The organism is Sagittula sp. P11 (assembly GCF_002814095.1).
Classification (GTDB): domain Bacteria; phylum Pseudomonadota; class Alphaproteobacteria; order Rhodobacterales; family Rhodobacteraceae; genus Sagittula.
Genome location: NZ_CP021913.1, coordinates 3,710,705 through 3,736,029 on the forward strand (window position 1 = coordinate 3,710,705; position 25,325 = coordinate 3,736,029).

Sequence of the window (25,325 nt, forward strand, 5' to 3'; positions counted from 1 at the left end):
GACCGCTGCAGGTTGTCCCCGGGCCAATTGGTACAACACATATTCCATTCATGAACGTTCCGCGCGGCTGCCGTGCCGCCGGTGAGGGAGGACGTCACATGGCAACGCAACATTCGCGATCCGCCGCGCGGCTGATGATGGCACCCGCCGTCGTGCTGCTTCTGGGCTGGATGCTCGTACCCCTGCTGATGACGCTGTATTTCTCGTTCAAGACGTACCTGCCGCTGCGCGGTGGCGATCTTGGCTGGGCCGGTTTCGAGAACTACGTGCGTTTCGTGACGTCCAGCGCCTTCTGGCCCTCGGTCCTCACCACTCTGATCATCGTCGGCGGCGTGCTGGTCATCACCGTGGTGCTGGGGGTCTTCCTGGCGCTGCTCCTCGACCAGCCGATGTGGGGGCAGGGGATTGTCCGACTGCTTGTCATCGCGCCGTTCTTCGTCATGCCGACCGTGTCGGCGCTGGTCTGGAAGAACATGTTCATGGACCCGGTGAACGGCCTGTTTGCCCACCTCTGGAAATTCTTCGGAGCGACGCCGGTCGAATGGCTCTCCAACGCCTCGATGACCTCGATCATCATGATCGTGTCCTGGCAGTGGCTGCCCTTCGCGACGCTCATCCTTCTGACCGCGATCCAGTCGCTCGACAGTGAGCAGCTCGAGGCGGCAGAGATGGACGGCGCGCCCGCGCACTCCCGCTTCACCTACATCATCCTGCCGCACCTTGGCCGGGCGATCACCATCGTGATCCTGATCCAGACGATCTTCCTGCTGTCGATCTTCGCGGAAATCTTCGTCACCACCCAAGGGTCGTTCGGTACCCGGACGCTGACCTACCTGATCTTCCAGCGCGTGCTGGAAAGCCAGAACGTCGGTCTCGGCTCTGCCGGGGGTGTCTATGCCATCATCCTTGCCAACATCGTCGCCATCTTCCTGATGCGCATCGTCGGCAAGAACCTGGACGCGTGAGGGAGGACGTATCATGGCTCGCGCAGTCACAAGCCAGCGCAAGGCGCTGAACACCGCAATCGCCTGGGGGATCGGCCTGCTGATCTTCTTCCCGATCCTCTGGACCATCCTGACCAGCTTCAAGACAGAGGCGCAGGCCATCTCCGATCCGCCGGTCTTCCTGTTCTTCGACTGGACGCTGGAGAACTACGGGGTGGTTCAGGAACGCTCCAACTACATGCGGTTCCTGTGGAACTCGGTGATCATCGCGGGCGGCTCGACCATCCTCGGGATCATCATCGCGGTGCCCGCCGCATGGTCGATGGCCTTCGTGCCCTCGCGGCGGACCAAGGACATCCTGCTCTGGATGCTCTCCACCAAGATGTTGCCGGCGGTCGGCGTGCTCTACCCGATCTACCTGCTGTTCATCAAAATGGGTCTTCTGGACACCCGCATCGGCCTGGTCATCGTGATGATGCTCATCAACCTGCCGATCATCGTCTGGATGCTCTACACCTACTTCCGCGAAATCCCGGGCGAGATCCTGGAAGCCGCGCGGATGGACGGTGCCAGCCTGAGGGAAGAGATCCTTTACGTTCTGACGCCGATGGCGGTGCCGGGGATCGCGTCGACGCTGCTCCTGAACTTCATCCTCGCCTGGAACGAGGCGTTCTGGACCCTGAACCTGACTGCGGCGAAGGCGGCCCCGCTGACGGCCTTCATCGCCAGCTACTCCAGCCCCGAAGGGCTGTTCTACGCGAAACTCTCGGCGGCGTCCGTCATGGCCATCGCCCCGATCCTGATCATGGGCTGGTTCAGCCAGAAACAACTTGTCCGCGGCCTGACGTTCGGCGCGGTGAAATAAGCGAGGGGGGAGAAGAAACATGGGACGTATCCAACTGAAATCGGTCAAGAAATCCTTCGGGGATGTGACCGTCATCCCGCCGCTCGACCTGGACATCGAAGATGGTGAGTTCGTCGTCTTCGTCGGCCCCTCGGGCTGCGGCAAATCCACCCTTCTGCGGCTGATCGCCGGGCTGGAGGACGTCACTGGCGGCCACATCCAGATCGACGGGCAGGACGCCACATCGCTGCCGCCCGCCAAGCGGCGGCTGGCGATGGTGTTCCAGTCCTACGCGCTCTACCCGCACATGACGGTGCGCAAGAACATCGCCTTCCCGATGAAGATGGCGGGCGTGCCGGAAGACGAACAGAAGCGGCGCATCGACGCCGCCGCAAAGGCCCTGAACCTGACGGACTATCTGGAACGGCGTCCGGGGCAACTGTCGGGCGGGCAGCGTCAGCGCGTGGCCATCGGCCGTGCGATCGTGCGCGAGCCCGCCGCCTTCCTCTTTGACGAACCGCTGTCGAACCTCGACGCGGCGCTGCGCGTGGGGATGCGGATGGAGATCAGCGAGCTTCACAAGAAGCTGGCCACCACTATGATCTACGTGACCCACGACCAGGTCGAAGCCATGACCATGGCCGACAAGATCGTGGTGCTGCGCGCGGGCCATATCGAGCAGGTGGGCTCTCCGCTCGAGCTATACCGCGAGCCGCGCAACCTCTTCGTCGCCGGGTTCATCGGCTCGCCGAAGATGAACCTCATCGACGGTCCGGAGGCCGCCAAGTACGACGCCCACACCATCGGCGTCCGGCCCGAGCACCTTCAGGCCTCGACCGAATCCGGGACGTGGAAAGGCGTTGTCGGCGTGTCCGAGCACCTTGGCTCCGACACCTTCCTGCATATCCACGACAGCGGCTTGGCCGAGACGATCACCCTGCGCGTGGGTGGCGAGTTCGGCCTGCGTCACGGCGATACCGTCTGGATGACCCCTGAACCCGACAAGATCCACCGCTTCGACGCCAAGGGCCTGCGCATCGCATGAAAAGACTGGACGGAAAATCCGCGCTGATCACCGGCGCGGCGCGTGGCATCGGCAAGGGGTTTGCCGAAGCCTACCTGCGTGAGGGCGCCACCGTGGCCATCGGTGACATCGACATGGCGGCGGCCGAGGCCACGGCGGCGGAACTGGGGAAGGGGGCCTATGCCATCCACCTCGATGTCACCCGGCAGGACAGCATCGACGCCGCCATCGCCGGTGTGGTCGAGCGCGCGGGCAAGCTCGACATCCTCGTCAACAACGCCGCGGTCTTCGACGCGGCCGAGACGGTGGACATCACCCGCGACAGCTATGACCGGCTTTATGCGATCAACGTGGCGGGCACGCTCTTCACCATGCAGGCGGCGGCCAAGCAGATGATTGCGCAGGGGCAGGGCGGCAAGATCATCAACATGGCATCGCAAGCCGGGCGGCGGGGCGAAAGCCTCGTGCTGGTCTACTGCTCCACCAAGGCGGCGGTGATCTCGATGACGCAATCCGCCGGACTGAACCTGATCAAGCACGGCATCAACGTGAACGCCATCGCGCCGGGCGTGGTGGACGGCGAACACTGGGTCCACGTCGATTCCATGTTCGCCAGGCTGGAGGGCAAGCCGCTCGGCCAGAAGCGCCGCGAGGTCGAGGCGAGCGTGCCCGCGGGCCGCTATGCCGTCCCCGGCGACCTGTCCCCCATGGCCGTTTTCCTCGCGTCGAGCGACTCCGATTACGTGGTCGCCCAGACCTACAACGTCGACGGCGGCCAGTGGATGAGCTGACCGCAGAGCGGCCCCTTTATTGACCTGTCGGGAGGCGCGGCCTCCCGCCCATCCCTGAGAGGTTCCCATGGCGACCAGACTTTGTGACGCCAACCTGTCCGATTTGCCTGTGGCCATCGCGCGCCCCACCTACGACCGGAGCGCGGTGACGCCCGGCATCGTGCATATCGGACTGGGCAATTTCCACCGCGCGCATCAGGCTTGGTATCTCCATCGTCTGATGCAGCAGGGCGAGGCGCTTGATTGGGGCATCATCGGTGCCGGCGTCCGTCCCTACGACGAGGCGCAGCGCCGGAAGATGGCCGCGCAGGACTACCTGACCACGCTGATCGAACTCGACCCGAAAGGCACCTCCGCCGAGGTGGTGGGCTCGATGATCGGCTATGTGCCCATCGAAGAGGGCAACGGCGCGCTGATCGCGCAGATGGCCGATCCGGCGATCCGCATCGTCGCGCTGACTGTCACCGAAGGAGGCTATTACCTCGATCCGGCGACCAAGAAGTTCGATCCGTCCCATCCGGACATCCAGCACGACGTCGCCCACCCCGACGCGCCCCGGACTGCCTTCGGCGCCATGGTGGCGGCGCTGCGGCTGCGGCGCGATGCGGGCGTCCCGGCCTTCACCTGCCAGAGCTGCGACAACCTTCCCGGCAACGGCGAGATCATGCACATGGTCATTGTCTCGCTTGCCCGCCTGATGGAACCCGGTCTGGCCGACTGGATCGAGGCGAACTCCGCCTTCCCGAACTCCATGGTCGACTGCATCGTGCCCGCCACCGGGCCGAAGGAGCAGGCGCTGGTGCAGGATTTCGGCGTCGACGACGCCGTGCCGGTCACACATGAGAACTTCCGCCAGTGGGTGATCGAGGACAAGTTCTGTGCCGGTCGTCCGGCATGGGAGAACGTCGGCGCCACGATCACCGACCTCGTCCACGACTACGAGGCGATGAAGCTGCGCATCCTGAACGGCGGCCATCAGGTCATCGCCGCGCCTGCGGAGATCCTCGGGATCGAGACCATCCACGAAACGATGGAGCATCCACAGATCAAGGGACTCTTCCGCAAGATCGCGCTGGAGGAGATGGCGCCGCATATCCACGCCGTCCCGGGTATGACGCCCGAGGCCTATGTCGACCAGATCGACGAACGCTTCTCCAACCCGAAGATCGCCGACACCGTGCGGCGCGTGGCCTTCGACGGCTCCTCCCGCCACACCGGGGCGGTGTTGCCGCAGATCCGCGACGCCGTGGCCAAGGACACGCCGCTGGACGGGCTGGCCCTGTCGCAGGCGCTTTGGGCACGGATGTGCGCAGGCACGCGGGAGGACGGGTCGGAGATCATCGCGAACGATCCCGTCTGGGACGACCTCAAGGCGGCGGCAACGGCCGCGAAGGATGACCCCTCCGCCTGGCTCGCGCAGCGCCATTTCTACGGCGCGCTCGCGGACGATCCACGGTTCACTGCGGCCTTCGACAAGTGGCTGCGCATGCTCTGGTCGGGCGGGGTGGTGGCCACGTTGAAGACCTACCTGGCCTAGGCCGGTCCGTGGCGCGCCGCCGATGTCCTCCGGCGGTTGGCATGGCGCGCGCTTTGCGCAATACCCTCCTGACGCGACGCGCCCCTGTGCGGCGCCGATGACAATCGGTGCCGCCGTCAGGCCGGGCGTAGACTGGGGGAGACCATGACCGACGCCGTCCTTGCCCTTAACACCGGCTCTTCTTCGGTGAAGTTCTCGGTGGCCCGGGCCTTTGCGCCCGGGGCGCCGCTGCTGTGGGGCGCGGCAGAGCGTCTCGGCACCGATAGAGCGATGATTACGCTCCACAGCCACGACGACAGCAGGCAGGAGCAGTCCGTCCCCGGCGCCACCCATGCCGATGCCCTCCAGCGCCTTCTGGCCATCCTGCAGACGGATCGCCCGGACCTGCGGATCGCCGGCGTCGGTCACCGGATCGTTCACGGCGGGCACAGGTTCACCGCGCCGGAGCCGGTCACGCCGGAGGTGCTGGCGGCGCTGGAAGACATCGTCCCCCTCGCGCCGCTCCACCAGCCACACGGGATCGGTGCGATCCGGGCGGCGCAGGATCTGTTCCCCGACGCCCGCCACGTCGCCTGCTTCGACACGGCCTTCCATGCGGGAAAGCCCTTCGAACACGACGCCTACGCCCTGCCGCGTCGCTACTATGACGAGGGCATCCGCCGCTACGGATTTCACGGGCTGGCGTGCCAGTCCATCTGCACGGCGCTCCGGGCAGAAGGCTTCCCCCTGGACACCGCGCGCCTCGCCATAGCGCACCTGGGCAATGGCTGTTCCGTCACGGCGGTCGAGAACGGGCGGTCAAAGGCCACCAGCATGGGCTTTTCGGTGCTCGACGGGCTGACGATGGGCACCCGTTGCGGCGCGCTGGACCCCGGCTGCCTACGCGCGGACCCTGACCACCGCAATCGCCCGCCCCGCTGCGCGAGATGAAAGCTCCGCGCGCCGGGCGATTGCTCAACCTGCGCCAACCGGCGTAAACACTAACCGGGCTCCGGTCGTGGCTGGATGAAAGTTCAGTGGCAGGTCAGCCGGACTCTAATCGACGGTGGAGGAAAAATCCCGTGGCAGGTCACTTCCGGTGTTAGGTCGACCGTCACGTTGTTGCCTCTCTTCTTTCGTGGATGCTTCATGTCCCGCACGAGGATCGTGTTTTCGGCTTCATTTAGGTCGTCCCATTGCAAGTGGCAGATTTCGTCGATGCGCCGGGTCGAATAGATTGCGAACACGACGATCGTCGCGACGGGCAGTTTCTGTCGCTTGTTCGAAGTCACAGCGGTAAGGACCCTGTCAAGTTCCTCGAGAGTGGGTCGTCGATCTCGTTGCTGGGAACGGGCAATCGTATCGGTTTCCCAGAGCAGTGCCATTGCGTCGTCTACAACTTGCGGCGGAATCGGCGATCCGCGTCGCCGGGCACGCTGCAGCGTTGTGGAGAAAATTGCCATGTAGCCGGCAGCGGTTTGAGGAGCGCGTCCCTCGCTGACCAACGTTTCCGCGAAAGTCATGATCGAGTCGACTGTCAGGTCCGAACATTTGGTCATTTGCCAGGTCGGGTGCTCGGAAAGATATTGAAGGTATTGGCGTGTGCTTCGTTCGATCTTCTGATCCTTCTCGAGACGGGCCTTCAGGATGTCGGCGACCATCGGAGCCAAGGTTTTGGCCGTAGACACAGGAAAACCGTTCAGTTCGATCTCAGCAACCATCCTTTTCCGCCATGCGCGGGCTGTGGTCAGAGAACTGAAGGTTCGGCACAAGCTGTGCATCTTGCCATGAACACGCCCCCGGAGCTGCACGCGGTATGAAGTTGTTCCGTCAGAGTTCGTGATTGTCGTTGTGTTCGGTTCCGGCTTTTTCGGCTTCGCCATTTTGGCTACCGACTGTGGTGCCTGCTTCCTGTTCCGTTTCTTCGTCGAAGGGACGGCTGTCGCGATTTTTGGAGACGCTGGCGCTGCGTGAGCGAATGCTGACTGCTTTGCCGCCTGATCTCGGGTTATGCGGGCCAGAAGGTCGTGGGTTCCATTTTGGGGCGAGAGTGAGTAGGTCATGTCGGCCTCTTGATTTCTTGATTGCTTCGAAGTGGAGGTCGGTCTGTTTCGACTGATCCGAAAAGAAGTCGGTTTGGACAGCGATCGAGAGGGCTCCGGGCGGCGCCCGGGCCTGGGCATGGCAACCTGTGCTACGCCGTAGCACAGCAAGTCCGCAAACCCCGGCAAACCGCCGGAAATCCCGGCAAATTAGGGGTGTCGTGCTACGTCTGAGATGGGAGCGTAAGTTGGAAAAGTGCAGTGAAAACAACGCTAAAGCGGCAGCGCGGCTTTCCGTGGCACCCATGATGGACTGGACCGACCGCCATTGCCGTGTGTTCCACCGGCTCATGTCGCGGCATGCGCTGCTATACACAGAAATGGTGACGGCGCCTGCGCTTGTGCGGGGGGGGGCTTTGCACCTGCTCGACCACAGTCCTGAGGAGCATCCCGTGGCCCTGCAACTGGGCGGTTCCGACCCGGTAGAGCTGGCGGAGGCGGCGCGGCTTGGGGCGGATGCCGGGTATGACGAGATCAACCTCAACTGCGGCTGTCCCTCTGACCGGGTGCAGTCGGGCACCTTCGGCGCGGTCCTGATGAAGGACCCGGACACGGTGATCCGCTGTGTCGAGGCGATGCAGGATGCCGTGGACGTCGAGGTGACGGTGAAGTGCCGGATCGGCGTGGACGATCAGGACCCGAACGAAGTGCTGCCGGAGTTCCTCGCCCGTCTCGGCGCGGCGGGCTGTTCGCGGATCTCGATCCACGCGCGCAAGGCCTGGCTTCAGGGACTGTCGCCTAAGGAGAACCGGGATATTCCGCCGCTCGACTACGACCTCGTAATGCAGATGCGCGGCCTCTTTCCGCACCTGCACCTTTCGGTGAACGGGGGCATCGGCTCGCTGGAACAGGCGCGCGGTTTCCTCGATGCCGGGCTGGACGGCGTGATGGTGGGGCGGGCGGCCTATCACCAGCCGTGGGACATCCTCGGGGAGGCGGACGCTCTGATCTGGGGCGAACCGCAGGGCCCGCGCGGGCGCGAGGACGTGGTTCGCGACATGTTGCCCTATATCGAGCGTCACCTGACAGAGGGCGGACGCCTGCACCAGGTGACGCGCCACATGCTCGGCCTATTTGCCGGCTGCCCCGGTGCGCGGCGCTGGCGGCAGGTGTTGTCGACCGAGACGACACGTGATGGCGCGGGTCCGGAAGTGGTCGAGCGCGCGCTGTCCGAGGTCGCCGCCCGGGCTGCGTAAGCCGCAGGACCTGACGCCAACCAGAATCAGGCGGCGCAAACTTCTGGTCCGATAATGGTTAATTCGTGCAACGAAACCCGGCCATGGGGCTGACTGTCCCTGTTTCGTGGACAGTCAGCCGCATTGCTGCCCACTTTCCCGCAAAGGCGCTGGAATACGCGAAAAATTTGATAAAGTGTTAATTCGTAAGCAAACTGATTTTCATGCTGCACAAATTGGGGGGTCTTTGACCATGTGGGTGCTTTCCTTGCTGCCTTTTCTGCTGCTCGCCAGTCTCGGCGGACTGTTCGACAGCGATGACGACGATGACAACGAATCCTTCCCGACCGAAGGCCCCACCGACAACGGCACGGACGGCGGCACCGACGGGCAGGAGAACCCGAACATCCCGATCTCCCCGACCGTGAATGCAGGCACGTCCGGCGACGACACGGAAACGCTGGGCGACACCGACGACCGCTACATCGCCTACGAGGGCGACGACGTGGTCAATGGCGGCTCGGGCGACGACCGGATCGACGGGCGCGAAGGCAACGACACGCTGGTCGGTGGCCCGGGCGACGATCTCCTGTACGGTGGCGACGGCAATGACGACCTGTCCGGGAACGGCGGCAACGACACGGCATTCGGCGAGGCGGGCAACGACAGCCTCAGCGGCAATCTCGGAGAGGACAAGCTGGTCGGCGGTGCGGGCAACGACTACATCGACGGCGGCCCGAACGACGACAAGCTGGTCGGCAACGACGGCAACGACACCCTGATCGGCGGCCTGGGCAACGACCTGCTGAAGGGCGTGGACGGCGCCGACCTGCTGGATGGCGGCGCGGGCAACGACACGATCTACGACGGCACCGGCAACGACACCGTGCTGGGCGGTGACGGCAACGACGCGGTCCAGCTTGGCGACGGCGTCAACACAGTCGACGCGGGTGCGGGCGACGATGCCGTGGTCGCAAACGGCGGAACCGGCACCATCGACGCGGGCCTCGGCAATGACAGCGTGTCCGTCACTGGCGACGGCACCGCGACCGCTGCCGCGCAGACCGGCCTTTATGACATCGACCTAGGCGACGGAGACGACGTGTTTGGCGGGATCGACGACAATGCCACGGTCGACGGCGGCGCGGGCAACGATACCCTGGTCGGCAACGGCGTCCTGATTGGCGGCGACGGCGATGACGAGCTGGCCGGGGCTGGCATGATGACGGGCGGCGCCGGGGCGGACAGCTTCTTCGGCAGCGCGGTTCCGGGCACGATCACAGACTTCACCCCGGGCGAGGACATGATCCTGTTCCAGATCCCCGAGGACGACCTCGACGACACCACTCTCTCTATCGTCAACAACACCGACGGCTCGTCGCTGATCGAGGCGCGGGTGAATGGCATGGTCGTGGCAAGCGTAAGGTCTGCGACCTCGGTCGGTGCGGCGGACGTCGCGATCCAGGGTTACGACGGGGACGTTCCGGTCTCCATCGCCGACCCGGCGCCGGTTCCGGTTTCGCCCGTCGCGGCCTGACCGGCCCTATCCACGTTCCTTGAGACGCGCCGCGCGACCGCCGCGGCGCGTCGCGATTCTGGACTTGCGCGAGGGCAGGGCGGCCATGATCTCGCGCCGCTCGTCCGAGGTCATGCGCGACCAGTTGGCGATCTCGTCCACCGTGCGCAGGCAGCCCACGCACAGCCGGGCCGCCGGATGCACGGCGCACAGCTTCACGCAGGGGCTTTCGATCTCGTCGCGTCGCCAGACGTCGTCCTTCATGTGGATTGCCTTACTGCTCTCTTTGTCATGCGCCAAGGAACCTCAGCCGGTCCAGCGCTCCCTGCAGGATATATGAGGCCGCGACGTGATCTATGACCTCGGCGCGACGTTTGCGTGTCGTATCCGCCTCAAGCAACGCCTTTTCCGCCGCGACGGTGGACAGCCGCTCGTCCCAGTAGCCGATCGGGCCGTCCCAGAGCGCGGCAAAGTTCCGGGCGAAGGCGCGGGTGGACTGGCACCGCGGCCCCTCCGACCCGTCCATGTTGCGCGGCAGGCCAAGGATCAGCCCGCCCACACGGCGCCCGGCGATCAGGGTCTGCAGGCGTTCCGCATCGACACCGAACTTCTTGCGCTTCACGGTCTCCAGCGGCGTGGCGACGGATCGCATGCCGTCGGACACCGCCACCCCGATGGTCTTCGTCCCCAGGTCCAGCCCCATGAGAGCCTGCATCGGGGGCAGGGCGGCCGCGAAGTCCTCGATGTTGTCGTGGATCACTCCGACACCCCGGCGCGCTGTGCGGCCTCCCTGATGGTCTGAAGGGCATCCTCGTTCCCGGCAAACACGGTCTTGGCCTCCGTCCAGATCGCGCCCGCGCGGTCCGCCTCGCCGATCACCGCCAGCGAAGAGATCAGCCGCGCCCATTCCTCCGGTGCGCCGCCTTGGGTGGCGAGCCGCTCGGAAAGCTGGTTCACCATGCCGCGGATCATCTCCTGCCGGTCTTCTTCGGTCATGTCCGCGGCCGCGTCCACGTCGGCCTGCGACGGTCCGCGCGCGGTTTCCAGCGGCGGCAGCTCAAAGCGGTTCTCGCCGGCGCGCATCGCCATCTCCTCGATCTGGGCGCGCAGCGGCTCCACCCACGGGTCGTCCGGCTGGCTGTCGGACAAGAGGTCGCGCCACATCCGGAACCCGCGGTCTGGCCGCCCGATCTGCGCCATCATCAGCCCGCCGTAGAAGCGTGCGACACCGTTCTCCGGATCGCGGCCAAGGGCCTGCTCCAGCGCCTTCTGCGCCTCGGGGGACACGTAGCCGTTTGCGGCCAGCACCATCATGTCGGCGAGGTTGGCGTAATCCTCTGCAGTCGCCTGGTCACCCTTCAGCTCGATGATCTTCTGCTGCGCCTCGTAGGACGCGCGGTAGTTCCCCAGCGCCGCTTCCGAGCGGGCCAGCAGGATCTGCCCCTGCAACTCGTCGGGCCGCGCCTCGACAGCGGCGCGCAGCTTTTCGACGAGGTCGAGGTATTCGCCCGGCGCATCCTGAGGCATCGACGCGGGCAAGCGCGCCTCGGCCTCGGCCTGGCTGGCACGGTTCTTCAGGGCGTCGGCGGCGGCGGAGAGGCGAAGGTGCCGTGGCTGATCGCGATACCCGGGCACGCCGAGCGCCAGGTAAAGGCCGAAACCGCCCACCAGCAGCACCAGGGTCAACATACCTGCGGTGACCCGGCTGATCCCCACGGGTTGAACGACCGACGCGCTGCCGCCCTGCGCCTTTGCGTCGGCGGCCAGCAAACGGCGCGAGATTTCCAGTCTCAGGCGTTCCGCTTCTTCGGCGTCGATCTTGCCACGGGCCGCGTCGCTGTCGATTTCCGCCAGCTGGTCGCGATAGACCTGCATGTCGAAGGCCTCGGCCGGACCCGTTTCCCGCGTGCCCCGCAGGACCGACCAGCCCAGCCCCGCCGCGACCACCAGCGCAACCGCGCCTGTCAGGATCCAGAATACCATCGTGCCTCCTCTTCGTTCGCTATGATCTAAGCGCGCGGGCCGCTCGACAAAAGGGCAAAAGGACCCGGTGAGAACCCATGTCGCAACTGTGCACCGGAATGACGGTTGCATGTCGCGAACGGGCGCTATTTGGGTGCATCAAACGGCGAAACGACGGGGATTCGAGCCATGAAACGCTATTCCGCCTTTGCCATCGTCCGTGAGGCCCTGATGACCGGTCATAAAGGCTGGGAACAGGCGTGGCGCGATGCACAGCCCAAGAAACGCTACGATGTCGTGATCGTCGGCGCGGGGGGGCATGGCCTCGCCACGGCCTACTACCTTGGCAAGAATTTCGGCATCACCAACGTGGCTGTGATCGAGAAGGGCTGGCTCGGCGGCGGCAACACCGGCCGGAACACGACCATCATCCGGTCGAACTACCTGCAGGATCCGTCCGCCGCGATCTACGAAAAGGCGCGGTCGCTCTACGAGACGCTGAGCCAGGATCTGAACTACAACATCATGTTCAGCCCCCGCGGCGTGATGATGCTGGCGCAGACCGAACACGAGGTCCGCGGCTACCAGCGCACGGCCCACGCCAACGCGCTGCAGGGGGTGCAGACGGAGTTCATCTCGCCGAAGCGGGTGAAGGAGATCGTGCCGATCATCCGTCTCGACGGGCCGCGCTACCCGGTGCTGGGCGCGCTCTGGCAGGAGCGGGCAGGGACCGCGCGCCACGATGCCGTGGCCTGGGGTTATGCGCGTGCATGCTCGGCCATGGGCATGGACATCATCCAGCGCTGCGAGGTCACCGGCGTCACCCGTGAGGGCGGCAAGGTCACCGGCGTCGACACCACCAAGGGCCACATCGCCTGCGACAAGCTGGGCATCGTCGTCGCCGGACACTCCGGCGAGCTGGCGCGCATGGCGGGCTTCCGCCTGCCGGTGGAATCCGCACCGCTTCAGGCGCTCGTCTCCGAACCGATTAAGCCGATCATGGACTGTGTCGTCATGGCGAACACCGTGCACGGCTACATGTCTCAGTCCGACAAGGGCGAGATGGTCATTGGCGGCGGCACCGACAGCTACAACGCCTTCACACAGCGCGGGTCGTTCCACCACATCGAACACACCGTTGCCGCACTGATCGAGACCTTCCCGATGGTGTCGCGCCTCAAGATGCTGCGCCAGTGGGGCGGCATCGTGGACATGACCGGTGACCGCTCTCCGATCCTGTCGAAGACCCCGGTCGAGGGCTGCTTCATCAACTGTGGCTGGGGCACCGGCGGCTTCAAGGCAATCCCGGGCTCGGGCTGGGGCTTTGCCGAACTCATGGCCACCGGGAAGTCCGCGCTCTGCGAGGATTTCTCGATGAACCGCTTCCGCGAAGGCCGCTTCATCGACGAATCCGTGGCCGCCGGGGTGGCCCACTGATGATCGCGAAAATCTTCTGGAACCTTTTCGAAGGAAGCGACGTTCCAATCCCGACGCTGAAAGCGAAAGGACAAAGAACATGTCGGACTCTGCACACAACAACCACACAACGACCACCACAACGACGCGCGAATCCCGCGGCAATTCCGGGATCGCCTTCATCGTCGGCATTCTCGTGGTCGTCGTGGCGTTCCTGGCCTGGATCATCTTCGGCAGCGCTGACACCACAACCGCGACCGATGATGGCGGCTCAAACGTCAACATCACCGTCGAAAGCGACGAAGGTGCATCCGCGCCGGCAGCTAACACCGACGCTGCCCCGGCTGGCGACGCCGCTGCACCCGCTCCGGCGGACAGTGACGCTGCACCGGCTGCCGAAGGCAACTGACGCCACTCCCTCAGGTTCATGGCACGGACCGGAGAAGGTCGGACTGCGCGAGCAGCCCGGCCTTTTTTCGTGCCCGGCCCACAGTCTGCGCGGCGCCCCTGCGGCGCACGCGACCCACACGCATTCCGCTTGGATGGAGGCCCCGACATGCTGATCTTCACCTGTCCCTATTGCGGCGTGGCCGCCGAGGAAACAGAACTGTCCGCAGGCGGAGAGGCGCATCTGAAGCGTTTCGGTCCCGGCTCCTCCGACGACGACTTCGAGGGCTACCTCTTCATGCGCGAGAACCCCAAGGGTGTGCATTTCGAGCGCTGGCGTCACTCCAACGGCTGCGGCAAGTGGTTCCACGCCGCGCGTTGCACCGTGACCATGGAGGTCTTCGGAACCTACCCCGCGCAAACCACCCGGCCGCCCGAAGATATCCTCGACCGAATTGTGGATAAGCACCCGAACTTCAAATGGCGCGACATTGAGGCTGCGGAATGACCCGTTTCCCACACTCTGTCTTGCACAAATCGAACAACTCACTCTGCGCGGAGGCCTGACATGAGCACCCGTCTTTCCCACGGCGGTCGCCTGATCGACCGGTCGACCAAGCTGGGCTTCACCTTCAACGGCAAGCGGCTCGAAGGCTATGCCGGCGACACGCTCGCCGCGGCGCTTCTGGGCGCCGACCAGATGCTGGTCGGCCGAAGCTTCAAGTACCACCGCCCCCGCGGCATCGTCGCCTCCGGCGCCGAGGAGCCGAACGCTCTGGTGAACCTTGGCGAGGGTGTGAAGCACGAACCGAACCAGCGCTGTACCACGACAGAGCTGTTCGACGGGCTGACCGCGACCTCGCAGAACCACTGGCCGTCGCTGGAACACGACATCGGCGCGATGAACGGTCTGTTCGGCAAGTTCCTGACCGCCGGGTTCTATTACAAGACCTTCATCCACCCGCGTCCGTTCTGGAAGCACGTTTACGAGCCGTTCATTCGCCAGTCCGCCGGTCTCGGCAAGGCACCGGATCCGGAGACGCGCGACCCCGACCATTACGAACATTTTTACGCCTTCGTGGATGTGCTCGTGATCGGCGGCGGCATCGCCGGTCTGCAGGCGGCTCTGGTGGCCGGTGCGTCGGGCAAATGCGTGCTGCTGATGGAACAGACCGCCCACTGGGGTGGCCGTGCGCCGGTCGATGGCGGCACGATCAAAGGCATGTCCGCCGAGGACTGGGTGGCCCAGGCGGTCGAGACGCTCGAAGCGATGCCCAATGTCGAACTCCGCACCCGCAGCATGGGCGCGGGCGTCTATGACCACGGCTACGTACTGGGCTACGAGCGGGTGAACGATCATGCGCCCTATCTGGCCGGTCCCCGCCACCGCCTATGGCGCATCCGGGCAAAGCAGATCGTGACCGCAACCGGCGCCCTGGAACGCCCGCTCAGCTTCGGTGGCAACGACGTGCCGGGGGTCATGCTGGCCTCTGCCGTGCGCGACTACCTGGTGAACTACGGCGTGTCGCCGGGCGACCGCACGGTGGTCGTGACCAACAACGATGACGCCTACCGGACCGCCATCGCGCTGAAGAAGGCCGGGCTTGCGGTGCCGCTCATCGTCGACGCGCGCCCGCACGGCAACGAAGGGCCGCTGGTCAAGGAAGCGCAGACTATGGGCATCCGGGTCGAACGTGACCGAGCCATCACCAAGGTCTTCGGCGGCAAGCGGGTGCAGGGCGTGGCCATCGGTCTCCAGCGTGGCGAGGGCGCGGTCCTCGAAGAGATCGCCTGCGACGCGGTCGCCATGTCCGGCGGCTGGTCCCCCGTTGTGCACCTCTGGTCGCATTGCGGCGGCAAGTTGACGTGGGACGATGCGCAGGCCTACTTCAAGCCCGATCCGTCGCGTGCGCCCACGGGCGTGGACGGCAAGGCATTCGTCACCACCGCGGGCAGCGCAAGCGGCGCGATGCACATAAACGATACGCTGCAAGACGCTGACAAGGCTGCAAAGTCCGTGTTGTCTACGTTTGGTGTCTCCGAGGCCGATCTGCCGGGAACGCCCGCCGGAGAGGCCGCCGAAGAGGCGCCGCTCATGCAGGTCTGGCTGATGCCGGAACGCGCGCACGACGGGCTGCGAATGAAGGCCTGGCTCGACTACCAGAACGACGTGAAGGTGTCGGACGTCCAGCTTGCGGCGCGCGAGGGTTACCGCTCCGTCGAACATACCAAGCGCTACACCACGCTTGGCATGGCGACGGATCAGGGGAAACTGAGCAACATCAACGGTCTGGCGATCCTTTCTGATGCGTTGGGAGAGCCGATCCCGCAGGTCGGCACGACCACCTTCCGTCCGCCTTACACGCCCATCTCGATGGGGGCGATTGCAGGCGATGCGCGTGGCGACCTGTTCCATCCGCTGCGCAAGACGCCGATCCACGGCTGGCACGAAGCCAATGGCGCGACGTTCGAGCCGGTCGGCGACTGGCGCCGTCCCTATGCCTTCCCCAAGTCCGGGGAAAGCGTCGAAGATGCCGTCAACCGCGAGATCAACGCCACGCGCCAAAGCGTTGGAATGCTTGACGCTTCCACGCTCGGCAAGATCATCGTGAAGGGTCCGGACGCAGGCCGGTTCCTCGACATGCTCTACACCAACATGATGAGCACGCTGAAGCCGGGCAAATGCCGCTACGGCCTGATGTGCACGGAGAACGGCTTCCTCACCGACGACGGGGTCGTGGCGCGGATCGATGAGGACACCTTCCTCTGCCACACCACGACCGGCGGCGCGGACCGTATCCATGCCCACATGGAGGAATGGCTGCAGACCGAATGGTGGGACTGGAAGGTCTACACCGCCAACGTCACCGAAGCCTACGCTCAGATCGCCGTTGTCGGTCCCAACGCCCGGAAACTGCTGGAGAAGCTCGGCGGCATGGACGTCTCGAAAGAGGCGATGGCCTTCATGGACTGGAAGGACGGCACGCTGGGCGGGTTCCCGGTGCGCATCTACCGGATCTCCTTCTCGGGGGAACTGAGCTACGAGATCGCGGTGCCCGCAAGCCAGGGCCGCGCGCTCTGGGACAAACTGATCGAGGCTGGCAAGGAGTTTGACGCGACGCCCTACGGTACAGAGGCGCTGCACGTGATGCGGGCCGAGAAGGGCTTCATCATGATCGGCGACGAGACCGACGGCACGGTGATCCCACAGGATCTTGGCCTGCACTGGGCGATCTCGAAGAAGAAAGACGACTACATCGGCAAGCGGGCGCAGGCGCGCAACTTCATGGACAATCCCGACCGCTGGCAACTGGTAGGGCTGGAGACGGTGGACGGCTCCGTCCTGCCGGATGGCGCCTACGCGGTGGCCCCGGGCCGGAACGCCAACGGCCAGCGCAACACCCAGGGCCGCGTGACCTCGACCTACTGGTCGCCCACGCTGAAGAAGGGCATCGCCATGGGTCTGGTGCACAACGGTCCGCAGCGGATGGGCGAAACCATCAGTTTCATGAAGGACGATGGCGAAACCGAAGTGGCCGCCTGCATCGTCAGCCCGGTCTTCTACGATCCGGAAGGAGAGAAGCAGAATGTCTGAACTCGCAGTGTACGAGGGCCTTGTCGAGGTCCGCGCCATCGGTCTGCAGGGCATGGTCACGATCCGCGGCGACTTTGCCTCCGACGCCTTCCGCGAGGCAGTGTCGGGTGTGGCCAGGGTCGCCTTCCCGGAACAGCGCGGTGCCTCGGTGGATGGCGCACGCGGCCTGCTGTGGATGTCGCCGGACGAGCTGATGATGCTCGTGCCGCATGCGGAGGCCTCGGAAAGCGCCGCGAAACTGGTAGAGGCGCTGTCGGACCAGCACGCGCTTGTGCTGGACGTGTCCGACGCCCGCGCGATGTTCCGGCTTCAGGGCCGTGCCGTGCGCGAGGTGATCGCCAAGCTCGCACCGCTCGACATGGCGCCGGACGGTCTACAGCCGGGTGAGCTGCGGCGTACCCGCTTCGGTCAGGTCGCCGCCGGTGTCTGGCTGGAGGGCGAAGAGACGGCGACGCTGTTCTGCTTCCGCTCCGTGGCCGACTACATGTTCGAGCTGCTGAGCACCGCTGCCCACCCCGACAGCCGCGTCGACTATTTCCGCAGCGCGGCGCGCTGACGGTTGTGTTCGCACCGCCGCTCGCCAATAGTGGCCGAGCGGCGGAAAGCGAGGAACGGCGCATGTTGAGATGGCTCACCGCGGCGTTCGTCGCCATATGTGCGAGCGTCGCCACGGCGGCCGAAGCCGACCTTGTGGCCTACAAGTGCGCGGTCCGCGGGTCGGAGTCGCTGGACATCATCCAGCCGCTGGTCTTCATCATCCGCGACACCGCCAGCGACCGCGTGGTGGTGTCTGACGCCATGATCCTTGCCTTCAACGACGGGCAGCCGGTGGAAGGCAGGCTTGTCGTGGACAACGCATCCCGCACCACGTTCGCATGGACGGTTGAAGTCATCCTGCAGGTCAGCCCGGTCAAGTTGAGGTATCGTGGCACCTACGTGAAGTCCTCCGGGCACTTCTCCATCCTCGCCGAACCCACGGGCTATGCGAACAACTTCACCCGGGGCGGGACCTGCCAGGTGGACACCCTCTCCCGTTGAGCGGGATGCGGATTTTCGCGACATTCACTTGACCTCCGCCGTCCACAGGAACAGGTAAGTATCCGAGACTTGCCAATACGGAGAGGGTAACCCAATGGCTTTCGAACTTCCCGATCTTCCCTATGCACACGACGCGCTGGCCTCCAGCGGCATGAGCAAGGAAACAATGGAGTACCACCACGACATCCACCACAAGGCCTACGTCGACAACGGCAACAAGCTGATCGCCGGCACCGAGTGGGAAGGCAAGAGCGTCGAGGAGATCATCAAGGGCACCTATAATTCCGGTGCCGTCGCCCAGTCGGGCATCTTCAACAACGCGTCGCAGCACTGGAACCACTGCCAGTTCTGGGAAATGATGGGTCCGAACAAGGGCGCGATGCCGTCCGAGCTTGAAGCCGCGATCAAGGACAGCTTCGGCACCGTCGACAAGTTCAAGGAAGAGTTCGCCGCAGCGGGCGGCGGCCAGTTCGGCTCCGGCTGGGCATGGCTGGTGAAGGACACCGACGGCGGCCTGAAGGTCACCAAGACCGAGAACGGCGTGAACCCGCTGTGCTTCGGCCAGACAGCCCTGCTGGGCTGCGACGTGTGGGAGCACTCCTACTACATCGACTTCCGCAACAAGCGTCCGGCCTACCTGCAGAACTTCCTCGACAACCTGGTGAACTGGGAAAACGTGGCCTCGCGCATGTAATCCCGACCCGGATCGAGATCCAGACAAGGGGCGCGGTTCATCCGCGCCCCTTCGTCGTTCCGCAGGCGGACCATAACCGCAACTTCGCGATTACACCGGGGCTTCGGCCCTTGCCCCTCCGGGAGGGGCTGACTACCACGGGTCCGTCCTTCCGGAGCGTTTTTTATGTCCCCACAGATCCAGGGTATCCTTTGCATGATCGGCGCGTGCTCGATCTGGGGGTTGTCTCCGATATACTACAAGCTGCTGGTGGAGGTGCCGCCGCTGGAGCTGCTGGCGCACAGGACGATCTGGTCTTTCGTGACCTTCGCCGGGATCCTCGCTGTGCAGCGGCGACTTGGCCGGTTGCGTCTGGCGCTTGGCAACGGGCGGTCCGTGGCGATTGTGGCCTTGGCCGCGATGACGATATCGGTGAACTGGTTCCTGTTCATCTTCTCGGTTCAGTCGGACCATGTCGTTGAGGCCTCGCTGGGCTACTACATGTTCCCGCTGGTCGCGGTGTTGCTCGCAACCGTGGTGCTCAAGGAACGCCTGGCGCCCCTGCAATGGCTGGCCGTCGGCCTTGCGGCCCTGGCCGTCACGCAGCTGACGCTGGGCCTGGGCGTGGCGCCCTGGATATCGCTGGTCATCGCGCTGACCTTCGGCCTCTACGGTCTGGTGAAGAAGCGGCTGACCGTAGGCGCGATGACCTCCGTCACCGCCGAGGTGCTGGTCCTGACGCCGCTGGGGCTGGGCTGGCTCGTCCATGTGCATTGGAACGGCGGAGGCGTGTTCGGCGCCGACATCGGTCTGTCCGCCCTGCTGCTCTTCTCCGGTGTCCTGACCGCATTGCCGCTGATCCTGTTCTCTGCCGCCGCGCAGCGGGTGAACATGGCGACGCTGGGCCTCCTGCAATACCTGAACCCGACGCTGCAGTTCTTCTGCGCCGTGGTGCTGTTCGGCGAACCGCTGAACACCTTCCAGCTTGTGGCCTTCGCGCTGATCTGGATTGCGCTGGCGATCTATTCCTTCCAGTCGCTGTCTCAGGAGAGGGCGCGGCGCAGGAGCGCCATGGTGTCGAGGGCCGAGCCGCCGCTCTGAACGAAGTCGAGGAGCGAGCTGTCGGCGAAGCCGCTGTCCACCACGTGGTCCAGCAGCGCGACCAGCGGTGCCCAGTAATCCTCGACGTTCAGCAGCACGATGGGTTTCTGATGCAGGCCAAGCTGGCGCCAGGTCAGCACCTCGAAGAACTCGTCCAGAGAACCCGGCCCGCCCGGCATCACCACCACCGCATCGGCGTTCATCAGCATGACCTTCTTGCGTTCGTGCATGGTCTCCGTGACGATGAAGGTGGTCAGGTCGGACTTGCCCACTTCGCGTGCCTGCAGATGCTGGGGAATGACGCCGAAGGTCTCGCCCCCGGCGGCCTGCGCGGCGCGGGCAACGGTCCCCATCAGCCCCACATCGCCCGCACCGTAGACCAGCCGCCAGCCTTCGTCGGCGATGGCGGTGCCCAGCGAGGTGGCCTCGGTCGTGTATGTCTCGCGGTCGCCCGGACGCGACCCGCAGTACACGCAGATGGATTTTCTGAGCATGCGCGGTCCCTTATGCTGGATTTGTGCAGGAAAATCGGCTTTTGACCCAACCTAGACCGTGGGATATACACGCTCAACCACCCTGTGGACGGCTTTGGGGAGCCATCTGCCGCAGGGCAGCCGTTTGAAAGACTGCCATGACCAATACCTTGAAGAACAGCGCACTGGGAGGGGCGGCCGTTGCGGGGGCAGTGGCCGTGGCTCTGGCGCTCGGGCTGATCGACCTGCCGGGCGGGGACGATACCACGGCTGACGACCCGGCGCGCGCCTCGCAGGGGGCGGATGCGCCGCAGACGGCATCGACGCAGGCGGGCAACGCGGGAACGGAGAACGCGGGTGCGTCGGCCGACGGTGGGGACACCGGGGCGGTCGTGGAAGCGACTGAGGCAGCGGCGCCGGTCGAGGCGGCGCAGGCAGAAACCGAACAGGCCCAGACGACCGACGCGCCGGATTTGGCAGAAAGCGGCACAGCCGCATCTGATGCAGCAGAAAGCGGGGCAGAGGAAAATGCTGTCGTCGCGGCCCCGTCCGATCCGGCAGCGACATCCGACACATCCGATGCGATGCCCGAGGCAGGCGAGACAGCAGCCGCCAATCCCTCCGCGCCTAGCTTCGATACAGTGCGCGCTGAGCCCGGTGGCAGCACGCTGGTGGCGGGCGCCGGACTGCCGGGCGCCGAGATCGACGTGCTGGTCGACGGCGACCCGGCAGCCACCGCCCTGATCGGGCAGGATGGGAAATTCGTGGCCTTCCTCGAACTGCCGTCCCAAGGCAAGGCCTCGGTGCTGCGCCTGCGCAGCCGCGCCGACACCGGGGAAGTCATGTCGGAAGATGAGGTCATCGTCGCCCCCTCGGCCTTGTCCAGCGACGTGACGCAGCCGCCGCGCTTCGAACAACGGGCGGCCGCCGCCCCCGGACCGCTGACCCAGCCGCAGGCCCCCGACGGCGCCGCCGTGCCCGGGCCGCAGACCGATGGAACGGCGCTTGGCGCTGCCGATGTCCGCACGTCCCCAGCCGCCGCACCCAGCCCCGACGCCGTGGCCTCCGCCGCGCCGATGCCGCAGCCCGGTGACGCGCCTCAGGCGCTTGGCGACGACGTGGGGCAGGATGAGGCGGTCTCTGCCGGCGGGCTTGCGTCCTTCTCCGCACCGCGTGCCGCGGCGCCCGGCACGCTCGACCTAGCCACCGCGTCTGGCAGCGCCCCGCAGGCAGACGACAGACTGGAGGCACCGCCCAGCGTGACCGCCGCCGAACCGGGCGCACCTGCCACGCCGGCAGACGGTGCGGCCCCGGCGGGCACGCCGCCCGCGCAGGACGACGCCATCGCAGCGCGCGACCCCGCGCCTAAGCCCGGCGAGACCGGCGCGCCGCAGGCGCCCAAGGTCTTTGTCACCGGCCCGCGCGGGGTGGAGGTGCTGGCCTCCGGTCCGCTCCAGCCGGACGAGGTGGCGCTCGACACGATCAACTACGGCAGCGCGGGCGAGGTGCTTCTGACGGGCAGGGGGGCGGATGACGCCTTTGTCCGCGTCTACCTCGACAACCGGCCCGTCACCACGTCGCGCATCGCCGAAAGCGGACGCTGGAAGGTGGAATTGCCGGAGGTCGACACCGGCACCTACACGCTGCGCGTCGATCAGATCGACGGCGACGGCACCGTGCTGGCCCGCGTCGAAAGCCCGTTCCTGCGCGAGGACCCGGACCTGCTGGCCAGCCTGCAGCGGGGCGAAGGACCGATCTCCGAGATCACGGTCCAGCCGGGCAACACGCTCTGGGGGATTTCCGAGGACCGCTACGGCCACGGCATCGAATACGTGAAGATCTTCCGGGCCAACCGGGACCGTATCCGCGATCCCGACCTGATCTACCCGGGCCAGATCTTCGACCTGCCGGATGGCACAGCCGCCGCCGGAGAGTGATCCGGGGCTGGTCCTTCCTTCCATCGCGGGCTAGGTAAGGCGCTGCGCGGATGCTGCGCCCGCAAAGGCGCGGCCCTTTCCGACATGACAGACCCAGGCGCGCCTGTTCGGGCGCGTGTTAGGCACAGGAGAGCCGGCATGGCCGCAGACACCACCGCAAAGGAGATCGCCCGCGAAGAGCGCCGCTCCGGCATGCGCACGATCCGCCGTGTCGGTCCCTATCTGTGGCCGGAAGGGCAGGACTGGGTGAAGCGCCGTGTGGTGATCGCCTTGGTGCTGCTGCTGATCTCGAAGCTGGTGGCGGTGGGCACGCCCATCCTCTACAAGCAGGCGGTCGATGCGCTGGACGGCAAGGTTTCGGACCTGGCACTGGGGGCGGTGGGGCTGACGGTCGCCTACGGTCTGGCGCGGCTGATGTCGGTCGGCTTCCAGCAGTTGCGCGACGGCGTCTTTGCCCGCGTCGGGCAGCGCGCCCTGCGGGCCCTGGCGCTGGAGACCTTCGAACACATCCACCGCCTGAGCCTGCGCTACCACATCACCCGCAAGACGGGCGGCCTGTCCCGCATCATCGAGCGCGGGGTGAAGGGCGTCGAATTCCTGCTGCGCTTCCTGCTGTTCAGCATCGGGCCGCTTGTGCTGGAACTGGTGCTGGTGGGGGCGGTGCTCTTTTACCTGTTCGACGTCTGGTATCTTGTCGTCGTGGCCAGCGTCATCGGGCTTTATGTCTGGTTCACCTTCAAGGTCACCGAGTGGCGGGTGAAGCTGCGTCGCCAGATGAACGACCAGGACACCGACGCCAACCAGAAGGCCATCGACTCGCTTCTGAATTTCGAGACGGTGAAGTATTTCGGAGCCGAAGGGCGCGAGGCCGCGCGCTACGACCGGGCCATGCAGGGCTACGAAGTGGCGGCGGTGAAGACTGCGACCTCGCTTGCCATGCTGAACTTCGGCCAGTCGCTCATCATCACCACGGGCCTCGTGATCGTGATGGTCATGGCGGCTGTGGGCGTGCAGAACGGCGCGCTGACCGTGGGCGACTTTGTGATGGTCAACGCCTACATGATCCAGATCACCATGCCGCTGAACTTCCTTGGCACGGTCTACCGCGAGATCCGTCAGGCCCTGGTCGACATGGGCGAAATGTTCGACCTGCTCGAACAGCCGCAGGAAGTCTCCGACAAGCCGGGCGCGCCTGCGCTGTCGGTGTCCGGCGGCGCCGTTTCGCTGGAGGACGTGCGCTTCGGCTACGACCCTGCGCGCCCCATCCTGAAGGGCGTGTCGATCAACGTGGGCGCGGGCGAACGCGTGGCGCTGGTGGGGCCGTCGGGGTCGGGGAAGTCGACCATCGGGCGGCTGCTTTTCCGGTTCTACGACGTGAACGGCGGCGCGATCCGCATCGACGGGCAGGACCTGCGGGACGTGACGCAGGACAGCCTGCACGCCGCAATCGGGGTCGTGCCGCAGGACACTGTGCTCTTCAACGATACGATCCGTTACAACATCGCCTACGGGCGTGATGGCGCCACCGACGAAGAGATCGTCGCGGCGGCGCGCGCCGCGCAGATCCACACCTTCATCGAGGCGCTGCCCGAAGGCTACGACACGCAGGTGGGCGAACGCGGGCTCAAGCTTTCGGGCGGCGAGAAGCAGCGCGTCGGCATCGCCCGGACGCTCCTGAAGAACCCGCCCGTGCTGCTGCTGGACGAGGCGACCTCGGCGCTCGACACGGAGACGGAGGCTTCGATCCAGGACGCGCTGCGCCGCGCGGGCGAGGGGCGCACCGTGCTGACCATCGCGCACCGCCTGTCCACCATCGCCGATTCCGACCGCATCGTGGTGCTGGAACAGGGCGAGGTGGTCGAGGAGGGCACCCACGAGGCGCTTCTGGAGAAGGGCGGGCGCTATGCCGCGCTTTGGCAGCGCCAGCAGGCGGAACAGGACGAGGAAGCGGCCTGAGCCTTCTCCCTTACAGGGCGTTCAGCGCGGTCTGCGTTTCCTGGTAGAACTGGCCGAGGTCGGCGCCGTGCACCACGGCATGATGCACCTGGATGTTGACGGCGACCCTGTGGCGGCCGCCTTCCTTCACGATCTTGCCCCACGACACGCGCGGGATGCAGTCGTCCGCGTCCGGCACCGCGTGGTCGAGCGCGGTGAAGTCCATCCACGGCAGGCAGGACAGGTAGGCGACGCCGTCGCCGCTGATGTCCGATGTCTTCAGCCCGGTCTCCTTGGCCGCGGCCTCCATCCGTTCTGCCGCATCGCGGTCGAAAGCGGCGAAGTCGGGCTGCCATGGCAGGTAGGCATAGGCAAAGCCCTCGCGCTCACGGGGGACGGTGATGGACAGGCCGATGCGGTCATGGCGCACGACCTCGTCGCCCCGGAACCGGGTGCGGAGCGCCGCGCTGGCGTTCAGACCCGTGCCCATGGCGTGCAGGCAGGCGCGGAACGGCGAAATCCGGTCGGCGTGGCGCCGGTCCATCAGGTGCGAGGCGTCCAGGCGGCAGGTGACGGCGTAATGCGGACGGGCATAGGCGCGGAAGAAATGGAAATGCTCGGCCCGGTCCCAAGAGGAGAGGTCGATCGCCTCGGGTGTCATGGTGTCTGTCGGCGCGCGCATCGTCTTCTCCCTCGCGTGATCGGGCCTTGGAAGGCGGTGTCCATGGCCTGCCAGTATCCGACCATCCGCCGCGCGTTTGTTCAACGCGATTCCGGGCGAAACGGGCCGCTTTCGCTGGGATCGAGCACACGCCACAAGTCATGGCGCCCCCTCCGGAAACCGCGCCACGGCCAGGGCGGATCGCGGACCGTGCACCTGCGGCATCCGTCGCACA

The 25,325-nt window shown here is 65.7% G+C and carries 24 protein-coding genes and 1 pseudogene; 19 read left to right on the top strand and 6 right to left on the bottom strand.

Annotation, left to right across the window (positions count from 1 at the left end; translation table 11 throughout):
- The first annotated feature begins 98 nt into the window (after positions 1–98).
- The 7 genes and pseudogenes from CDO87_RS18005 to CDO87_RS18035 form a co-directional block, all read left to right on the top strand.
- Positions 99–965, top strand: coding sequence for a carbohydrate ABC transporter permease (locus CDO87_RS18005; protein WP_100930060.1), 867 nt, complete (start codon positions 99–101; stop codon positions 963–965).
- Positions 966–978: 13 nt separating this feature from the next.
- Positions 979–1,809: a carbohydrate ABC transporter permease gene (locus CDO87_RS18010; RefSeq protein WP_100930061.1), complete on the top strand. Its 831-nt coding sequence runs from the start codon at positions 979–981 to the stop codon at positions 1,807–1,809.
- Between the two features lie 19 nt (positions 1,810–1,828).
- Positions 1,829–2,833, top strand: a complete 1,005-nt coding sequence (locus CDO87_RS18015) for an ABC transporter ATP-binding protein (protein WP_100930062.1) — start codon at positions 1,829–1,831, stop codon at positions 2,831–2,833.
- Positions 2,830–3,603: an L-iditol 2-dehydrogenase gene (locus tag CDO87_RS18020; RefSeq protein WP_100930063.1), complete on the top strand. Its 774-nt coding sequence runs from the start codon at positions 2,830–2,832 to the stop codon at positions 3,601–3,603. The genes CDO87_RS18015 and CDO87_RS18020 overlap by 4 nt, the downstream gene beginning before the upstream one ends.
- Before the next feature lie 67 nt (positions 3,604–3,670).
- Positions 3,671–5,140: a mannitol dehydrogenase family protein gene (locus tag CDO87_RS18025; RefSeq protein ID WP_100930064.1), complete on the top strand. Its 1,470-nt coding sequence runs from the start codon at positions 3,671–3,673 to the stop codon at positions 5,138–5,140.
- A gap of 144 nt (positions 5,141–5,284) precedes the next feature.
- Positions 5,285–6,070, top strand: coding sequence for a hypothetical protein (locus CDO87_RS18030; protein ID WP_100930065.1), 786 nt, complete (start codon positions 5,285–5,287; stop codon positions 6,068–6,070).
- A pseudogene (locus tag CDO87_RS18035) lies at positions 6,009–6,149 on the top strand (IS3 family transposase); the annotation flags it as partial. The gene CDO87_RS18030 and the pseudogene CDO87_RS18035, both read left to right, overlap by 62 nt.
- A 4-nt stretch (positions 6,150–6,153) precedes the next feature.
- Here the strand turns inward: CDO87_RS18035 and CDO87_RS18040 are convergent.
- Entirely contained in the window at positions 6,154–7,182 is a 1,029-nt protein-coding gene (locus CDO87_RS18040) for a hypothetical protein (RefSeq protein ID WP_157815033.1), read from the bottom strand.
- A 284-nt stretch (positions 7,183–7,466) separates the two neighbouring features.
- Between CDO87_RS18040 and dusA the strand changes: the two genes are divergently transcribed.
- Together dusA and CDO87_RS27505 are read left to right on the top strand one after the other, a co-directional pair.
- Complete coding sequence (dusA, locus tag CDO87_RS18045) at positions 7,467–8,417, top strand: tRNA dihydrouridine(20/20a) synthase DusA (RefSeq protein ID WP_254698192.1); 951 nt, start codon at positions 7,467–7,469, stop codon at positions 8,415–8,417.
- Between the two features lie 247 nt (positions 8,418–8,664).
- Positions 8,665–9,933 carry a calcium-binding protein gene (locus CDO87_RS27505; protein ID WP_308213901.1) on the top strand — a complete coding sequence of 423 codons (1,269 nt, stop codon included), beginning with the start codon at positions 8,665–8,667 and terminating at the stop codon, positions 9,931–9,933.
- A gap of 6 nt (positions 9,934–9,939) precedes the next feature.
- On the opposite strand, the gene CDO87_RS18055 is transcribed toward CDO87_RS27505, so the two are convergent.
- Genes CDO87_RS18055 through ccmI form a run of 3 tightly spaced genes read right to left on the bottom strand, consistent with a single transcriptional unit; the run spans position 9,940 to position 11,895 of the window.
- A complete protein-coding gene (locus CDO87_RS18055) occupies positions 9,940–10,176 on the bottom strand; it encodes a DUF1289 domain-containing protein (RefSeq protein WP_100930069.1) in 237 nt (78 codons plus the stop codon).
- A gap of 25 nt (positions 10,177–10,201) precedes the next feature.
- Positions 10,202–10,672, bottom strand: coding sequence for a Holliday junction resolvase RuvX (ruvX, locus tag CDO87_RS18060; RefSeq protein ID WP_100930070.1), 471 nt, complete (start codon positions 10,670–10,672; stop codon positions 10,202–10,204).
- Positions 10,669–11,895: a c-type cytochrome biogenesis protein CcmI gene (gene ccmI / locus CDO87_RS18065; protein ID WP_100930071.1), complete on the bottom strand. Its 1,227-nt coding sequence runs from the start codon at positions 11,893–11,895 to the stop codon at positions 10,669–10,671. Before ccmI ends, ruvX begins: the two co-directional genes overlap by 4 nt.
- 168 nt (positions 11,896–12,063) lie before the next feature.
- Here ccmI and CDO87_RS18070 point away from each other — a divergent pair, with 168 nt between their 5' ends.
- From CDO87_RS18070 to rarD, 8 genes are all read left to right on the top strand, one after another.
- Positions 12,064–13,311 (top strand): sarcosine oxidase subunit beta family protein, encoded by a 1,248-nt coding sequence (locus CDO87_RS18070; RefSeq protein ID WP_100930072.1) that lies wholly within the window; start codon positions 12,064–12,066, stop codon positions 13,309–13,311.
- A 79-nt stretch (positions 13,312–13,390) separates the two neighbouring features.
- The gene (locus tag CDO87_RS18075) at positions 13,391–13,699 is read left to right on the top strand and encodes a hypothetical protein (protein WP_100930073.1); all 309 of its coding nucleotides are present in this window, start codon (positions 13,391–13,393) and stop codon (positions 13,697–13,699) included.
- Between the two features lie 147 nt (positions 13,700–13,846).
- Entirely contained in the window at positions 13,847–14,185 is a 339-nt protein-coding gene (locus CDO87_RS18080; RefSeq protein WP_100930074.1) for a sarcosine oxidase subunit delta, read from the top strand.
- A gap of 60 nt (positions 14,186–14,245) precedes the next feature.
- On the top strand, positions 14,246–17,272 hold the full coding sequence (locus tag CDO87_RS18085; protein WP_100930075.1) for a sarcosine oxidase subunit alpha family protein: 3,027 nt from the start codon (positions 14,246–14,248) through the stop codon (positions 17,270–17,272).
- Positions 17,265–17,828, top strand: a complete 564-nt coding sequence (locus CDO87_RS18090; RefSeq protein WP_100930076.1) for a sarcosine oxidase subunit gamma — start codon at positions 17,265–17,267, stop codon at positions 17,826–17,828. The genes CDO87_RS18085 and CDO87_RS18090 overlap by 8 nt, the downstream gene beginning before the upstream one ends.
- A gap of 62 nt (positions 17,829–17,890) precedes the next feature.
- Positions 17,891–18,310, top strand: coding sequence for a hypothetical protein (locus CDO87_RS18095; protein ID WP_100930077.1), 420 nt, complete (start codon positions 17,891–17,893; stop codon positions 18,308–18,310).
- 94 nt (positions 18,311–18,404) lie between these two features.
- Positions 18,405–19,004: a superoxide dismutase gene (locus CDO87_RS18100; RefSeq protein ID WP_100930078.1), complete on the top strand. Its 600-nt coding sequence runs from the start codon at positions 18,405–18,407 to the stop codon at positions 19,002–19,004.
- Between the two features lie 165 nt (positions 19,005–19,169).
- Positions 19,170–20,084: an EamA family transporter RarD gene (rarD, locus tag CDO87_RS18105; protein WP_198521746.1), complete on the top strand. Its 915-nt coding sequence runs from the start codon at positions 19,170–19,172 to the stop codon at positions 20,082–20,084.
- On the opposite strand, the gene CDO87_RS18110 is transcribed toward rarD, so the two are convergent.
- Entirely contained in the window at positions 20,027–20,578 is a 552-nt protein-coding gene (locus CDO87_RS18110; RefSeq protein WP_100930080.1) for a TIGR00730 family Rossman fold protein, read from the bottom strand. The genes rarD and CDO87_RS18110 overlap by 58 nt on opposite strands.
- Positions 20,579–20,715: 137 nt before the next feature.
- Here CDO87_RS18110 and CDO87_RS27275 point away from each other — a divergent pair, with 137 nt between their 5' ends.
- Entirely contained in the window at positions 20,716–22,494 is a 1,779-nt protein-coding gene (locus CDO87_RS27275; RefSeq protein ID WP_254698194.1) for a LysM peptidoglycan-binding domain-containing protein, read from the top strand.
- A 138-nt stretch (positions 22,495–22,632) separates the two neighbouring features.
- The gene (locus CDO87_RS18120; RefSeq protein WP_100930081.1) at positions 22,633–24,450 is read left to right on the top strand and encodes an ABC transporter ATP-binding protein/permease; all 1,818 of its coding nucleotides are present in this window, start codon (positions 22,633–22,635) and stop codon (positions 24,448–24,450) included.
- Between the two features lie 10 nt (positions 24,451–24,460).
- On the opposite strand, the gene CDO87_RS18125 is transcribed toward CDO87_RS18120, so the two are convergent.
- Positions 24,461–25,111, bottom strand: a complete 651-nt coding sequence (locus CDO87_RS18125; RefSeq protein WP_254698196.1) for a CatA-like O-acetyltransferase — start codon at positions 25,109–25,111, stop codon at positions 24,461–24,463.
- Between the last annotated feature and the right edge of the window lie 214 nt (positions 25,112–25,325).